General features: G+C 69.2%; 6 protein-coding genes. All 6 read right to left on the reverse strand.

Annotation, left to right across the window (positions count from 1 at the left end):
* Window positions 1-37: 37 nt before the first annotated feature.
* A complete protein-coding gene (locus AX681_RS05935; protein ID WP_066657372.1) occupies window positions 38-1,279 on the reverse strand; it encodes an adenosylmethionine--8-amino-7-oxononanoate transaminase in 1,242 nt (413 codons plus the stop codon).
* Window positions 1,276-1,878, reverse strand: coding sequence for a dethiobiotin synthase (bioD, locus tag AX681_RS05940; RefSeq protein WP_066657368.1), 603 nt, complete (start codon window positions 1,876-1,878; stop codon window positions 1,276-1,278). The genes AX681_RS05935 and bioD overlap by 4 nt, the downstream gene beginning before the upstream one ends.
* Window positions 1,875-2,984, reverse strand: coding sequence for an 8-amino-7-oxononanoate synthase (locus AX681_RS05945; RefSeq protein WP_066657366.1), 1,110 nt, complete (start codon window positions 2,982-2,984; stop codon window positions 1,875-1,877). The genes bioD and AX681_RS05945 overlap by 4 nt, the downstream gene beginning before the upstream one ends.
* The gene (locus AX681_RS05950) at window positions 2,981-3,817 is read right to left on the reverse strand and encodes an HpcH/HpaI aldolase/citrate lyase family protein (protein WP_066657364.1); all 837 of its coding nucleotides are present in this window, start codon (window positions 3,815-3,817) and stop codon (window positions 2,981-2,983) included. Before AX681_RS05950 ends, AX681_RS05945 begins: the two co-directional genes overlap by 4 nt.
* A gap of 465 nt (window positions 3,818-4,282) precedes the next feature.
* Complete coding sequence (locus tag AX681_RS05955; RefSeq protein WP_066657361.1) at window positions 4,283-4,813, reverse strand: response regulator transcription factor; 531 nt, start codon at window positions 4,811-4,813, stop codon at window positions 4,283-4,285.
* The coding region (locus AX681_RS05960; RefSeq protein ID WP_197424240.1) for a sensor histidine kinase at window positions 4,810-5,331 on the reverse strand (522 nt) is incomplete at its 5' end. The genes AX681_RS05960 and AX681_RS05955, both read right to left, overlap by 4 nt.

Raw genomic sequence — 5,331 nt, forward strand, 5'->3', positions numbered from 1 at the left:
CCCCTAGCCCCCCCTTCAGGGAGGGGAACTAAGGGGCCTAGAGCCTGTCCACCGCCTCCCCGATCACGGCATACACCCGCGCCAGGTCATCGTCCGCGATGCTGTAGGGCGGCATGACGTAGACCGTGTTGCCGAGCGGGCGGAGCAGCACGTCGCGCTCGCGGAAGAACGCCATCAGCCGTGGGCCGAGTGCCGACATGTAGCTGCCCGCGCGGTCCTCCAGCTCCATCGCGACGATCGTGCCGAGCTGGCGAAGGTTGCTGACGCGAGGTGCCAGCGGGGCGCTCAGCTCCGCCTGACGGCGGGCGAGTCCATCGATCCGCTCCAGCACCGGCTCGTCGCGCCAGATCGACAGGTTCGCCACCGCCGCCGCGCAGGCGATCGGGTTGGCGGTGTAGCTGGACGAGTGGAAGAACATGCGCGACCGGTCTTCGCTCAGGTGCGAGGCGAAGATTTCCTCGGTCGCCAGCGTGACGGCGAGCGGGAGCGATCCGCCGGTCAGCCCCTTAGACAGGCACAGCAGGTCGGGGACCACGCCCGCCTGTTCGCACGCCAGTAGCGTGCCGGTGCGGCCCCAGCCGGTCATCACCTCATCCGCGATGAACAGCGCGCCATGCGCCGCGCACAGCTCCCGCATCGCGCGCAGCACGTGCGGCGGATAGATCAACATGCCCCCGGCGCCCAGGATCAGCGGCTCGATGATCAGCGCCGCCGGGCGCGCGCGGCAACAGGCCTCCAGCGCGTCGAGCGTCGCCTGCTCCGCCCCCTCGGCAGGGAATGGGATGACATCGACATCGAACAGCAAAGGCGCATAACTCTTGTTGAACACGCCGCGCGCGCCGACCGACATGCCGCCGATCGTGTCGCCATGATAGCTGCCCTGCATCACCACGATCCGACTGCGATCCTCGCCGCGATTGGCGAAATGGCCGAGCGCCATCTTGAGCGCGACCTCGACACTGGTCGATCCGCTGTCGGAGAAGAAGACGCGGGTCAGCGCGGGCGGCATGATTGCGGTGAGATCACGCGCCAGCGTTTCGGCGGGTTCATGCGTCCAGCCGGCGAAGATCAGCTGGTCGAGCCGCTCCGCCTGCGCGCGGATCGCCGCGATGATGCGCGGGTGGCAATGGCCGTGCGTCGTCACCCACCAAGACGAGATGGCGTCGATCACGCGGCGGCCATCGGCGGTGTGCAGGATCGCGCCTTCCGCGCGCGTGACCAGCGGCACCGGCTCATTGAGGCCATGCTGGGTAAAGGGATGCCAGACGGGTGACGTCATGCGATCGGCCCGAGATCGAGCTGCGCCGCCGCCGCGCGCAGGCTGTCCGGGGTCAGGGGGTCGAGGCGCGGCAGACGGCCGAGCGAGGCGACGCGGCCCATGGCGCAGATCGTCGCCTGGCTGTCGGGCACTTCATCGCCGGAAAACAGGATGCCGGCCACGCGCACACCCCTCGCGCGTAGCACTTCGATCGTCATCAGGCTGTGGTTGATCGTGCCGAGCGCGGTGCGGGCGACGATGACCACCGGCAGGCCCCAGCGCGCGAACAGATCGGCGTAGAGCAGGTCGCGGGTCACCGGCACCAGCGCGCCCCCCGCCCCTTCGATCACCAGCCGCCCCGCCGGTGGCGTCAGGCGCGCGGGGTCGATGGTGACGCCATCGATCTCCGCCGCGCGGTGCGGCGAGCAGGGGGTTTCGAGGAAATAGGCTTCGGGCAGCGTGTCCACCCCGGCCAGCCGCGCGACCGCCTCCCGGTCGCTCTCCGCCTCTTCGCGCCCGGCCTGCACCGGCTTCCAATAGGTCGCGCCCAGCCGCCAGGCGAGCGCCGCCGACGCGACGGTCTTGCCCACCCCGGTATCGGTGCCGGTGACGACGATCATGCCAATGCCTCTGCCAGTGAATCAATATCCTGCGCGGTGACGTTGAGCGTCAGCGTGATGCGCAACCGCGCGGTGCCCGGCGCGACCGTGGGCGGACGGATGCCGCGCACGTCGAAGCCGCGCGCCTGCACCGCTGCTGCCCGCGCCATCGTGGCTGTGTCGTCGCCAATGATCAGCGGGAGGATCTGCGTCCCCGTCGGCGTCACGCCATGGGGGGCGAGTGTGGTTTCGGCATGGGCGATCAGCGCGTGGAGCCGCGCGCGCCGCTCCGGCTCCTCCGCCACGATGCGCAGCGCCGCGCGGACCGCGCTCGCGAGCAAGGGCGAGGGCGCGGTCGAGAAGATGAAAGGGCGCGCGCGGTTGATCAGGAAATCGATCAGCACGCGCGGGCCGGTGACCAGCGCGCCCTGACACCCCAGCGCCTTGCCGCAGGTGTGGAGCGCGACGACATTCTCGGCACCCTCGAGCTGCTCCGCCAGCCCGCGTCCGTTCGTGCCCCACACGCCAGTGGCATGCGCCTCATCGATCAGCAGCATGGCGTCATGTCGCGCCGCCACTGCTGCGAAGTCCGCGACGGGCGCGCAATCGCCATCCATCGAATAGAGCGTCTCGAACGCGATCCAGGGCGTACCTTTACCCCCACCGGAGCGCCAGACGCGGATCGCGTCGTCCACCGCCTGCGGATCGTTATGCCCTGCCACCACGGCCGGGGCGCGGGCGAGGCGCAGACCGTCATGCATGCTGGCATGGATCATGGCGTCATGGATGATCAGGTCGTCGGGCTGGGGCAGCGTCGCCAGCAGCGCGACATTGGCGGCAAAGCCGGTGGCGAAATAGAGGCATGCCTCCGCGCCAAACAGCGTGGCGGCTGCGGCCTCCAGCGCCGCAATCTCAGGATCGTTGCCGCGCAGCAGCCGCGATCCGCCCGACCCCACCGCGACACCGCGCTCGACCGCATCGGCCACGGCATCGCGCAGCCGCGGGTCATTGGCGAGGCCGAGATAGTCGTTCGACGCAAAGTCCAGCCCGGTGCGCGGGCTCAGCGACCGCAGCCGCCCGGCCCGCTCCAGCCGGTTCAGATCGTCGTGGTGAAAGCTTGGCGTCATGCCACTCCCGCGCGGGCGAGCAGCGCGCGCGCCTGTTTCAGGTGCGGCGCGTCGATCATCTTGCCGTCGAGCTGAAGCGCCCCCGCGCCCGGATTGGCGGCGAAGGCGGCGACGACGGCCTGCGCATGCGCGATGGCGGCTTCGGACGGGGTGAAGGCAGCGTTGATCACCGGCACCTGCGCCGGGTGGATCGCCATCATGCCGGTAAAGCCGTCGCGCATCGCCCGCGCGCAATAGGCGGCGAGGCCATCGAGGTTGCGGAAATCGGGATAGACGGTCTCGATCGGCGCGACCCCGGCGGCGTGCGCGCCGAACAGGGTAAGGCCGCGGATCATCTCATAGGGCGGGGTGTAGCGTCCGTCCGCCTCACGCGACGACTGCGCGCCGATCGCGGCGGGCAGATCCTCCGCCCCCCAGGTGATCCCGGCGAGGCGCGGCGAGCAGCCGGTATAGCTGCCGAGGCCGAAGATCGCGGCGGGCGTTTCGGTTGCGATCGGCAGGATGCGCGCGGCCACGCCAGCGAGCATCGCGTCGAGCGCGGCGACATCCTGCCCGCTCGCCGATTTGGGCAGCACGATGCCGTCGGCGCCGCGCGCGGCGGCAAGGTCGTCCTGCGTCATGCCGCTGTCGAGCGGGTTGATGCGGACCCACAGCGCCGGGCCGCTGTGCTGTTTAGCCAGGAACGCCGCCACCGCCGCGCGCGCGTCGCCCTTGCGCTCTGGCGTCACCGAATCCTCAAGGTCCAGGATCAGCGCATCGGCAGCGCTGGCCAGCGCCTTTTCCATCCGGTCGGGCCGGTCACCGGGGACGAACAACAGCGAACGCAGGCGCATCGGATTTCCTCTCTCGTGCCCCGCGCCATGCCTTTGCCGCGCGCTGACGGCAAGGGTGGCATCCAACCAATCCTCCCCCGCCAGGGGGAGGATTATTGGCGCTGGACGCATAAAGCGAGGTGGCTGCAGACGAGCTATTGCGGACCGGGACGGCGACGTCATACGCATACCTCGTCCGCTCGCGAGGCCATAGGAGGTGCGACGCATGACTGAACGATCAACGCTTATGCTATCCCTAATAGCGCTCTACTTGGGGTCGAGCATTCCGGAGAAAGCGGGAGAAGGGGTATTTTACGCTATCCTCGGACTCGGCTGGGCAGTCTATCTTGTCTGGACAGTTGTTGCCTGGCGTCGCGGTGAGAAGATCTTTATCTGGCAGCAATGAAGTGAGTGCGCTCCCCCGTCCGCTTCCCACACACCGTACGCTGTCCAGTCATCGCCCTAAAAGCGGTCCTCGATAGCCCCCTAGCGCACCGGCCGCTTCTCCAGCTTCCGCGCCAGCGTGCGTCGGTGCATCCCCAGCCGGCGTGCGGCTTCGGAGATGTTGAAGTCGGTCTCGACCAACGTCTGGTGGATATGCTCCCACTCGACCGTCTTGATCGATGAGGTGCGGCCGTCGACCGGCGCGTCAACATCGCCGTCGACGCGCGCGAACGCGGCCTCGATATCGTCGGTGTTCGATGGCTTGGCGAGATAGTGGTTCGCGCCGAGCTTGATCGCCTCGACCGCCGTCGCGATGCTGGCGAAGCCGGTGAGGACGACGATCTTCATGTCCGCATCGCTCGCCCGCAGCGTCTGCACGCACGCCAGCCCCGATGCGCCGCCCAGCTTCAGGTCGACCACCGCGAAATCCGGCGCGTGGTCGGCCAGCAGCGCCGCCAGCTCGTCATGGTTCGCCGCCCACAGCACGGTATAGTCGCGCCGCTCGAACGAGCGTTTGAGCGTCCGCGCGAATGCCTCGTCATCCTCGACGATGATCAGCAGCCGCGCGCTCATCGCGGTGCCGCCATCGCCAGCGCCGCGAGTGGCAGGACGATCCGCACCCGCGCACCGCCGTCCAGCCGGTTTTCCGCGCTTGCCTCCCCGCCCAGCTTGCGCAGGACGTTGACCAGCAGGAACAGGCCGAGGCCCCCGCCCGGCTTGCCCTTGGTCGAGCGATAGGGCTGGCCGAAGGTGGCGAGGATTTCGGGCGCGAAGCCGGTGCCGCGATCGGCGATCTCGATCACCAGCGCGTCCCCCTCGCGCAGCGCGGCCAGGGTCACGGTGCCGGGCGACACCTCGATCGCATTGTCGATGACGTTGCCGATCACCTGGCGCAGCGCCGGATCGGACACGATGGTCACGTCTGCGCCGAAGCGGTCGTCGAAGTCGAGCGTGCCGGGGAGCAGGCTGGCGCGATAATCGGCGACGATGTCGGTGAGGAAGCGGCGCACGCTGGTCACTTCGGGCGCGACGCCGCGCGCCTCGCCCGCCGACATCAGGATGCCGCGCCTCAGGGACGATTCCGAACTGCA

It is taken from the genome of Sphingomonas sp. CCH9-E2 (assembly GCF_001557215.1).
In the GTDB taxonomy this organism is placed as follows: Bacteria; Pseudomonadota; Alphaproteobacteria; order Sphingomonadales; family Sphingomonadaceae; genus Sphingomonas.

Excerpts from the sequence above, each read along its gene's own strand:
- AX681_RS05950 (WP_066657364.1), bottom strand. The coding sequence starts at position 3,817 with ATGCGCCTGCGTTCGCTGTTGTTCGTCCCCGGTGACCGGCCCGACCGG.
- AX681_RS05935 (WP_066657372.1), bottom strand. The coding sequence starts at position 1,279 with ATGACGTCACCCGTCTGGCATCCCTTTACCCAGCATGGCCTCAATGAG.
- AX681_RS05945 (WP_066657366.1), bottom strand. The coding sequence starts at position 2,984 with ATGACGCCAAGCTTTCACCACGACGATCTGAACCGGCTGGAGCGGGCC.
- AX681_RS05955 (WP_066657361.1), bottom strand. The coding sequence starts at position 4,813 with ATGAGCGCGCGGCTGCTGATCATCGTCGAGGATGACGAGGCATTCGCG.
- bioD (WP_066657368.1), bottom strand. The coding sequence starts at position 1,878 with ATGATCGTCGTCACCGGCACCGATACCGGGGTGGGCAAGACCGTCGCG.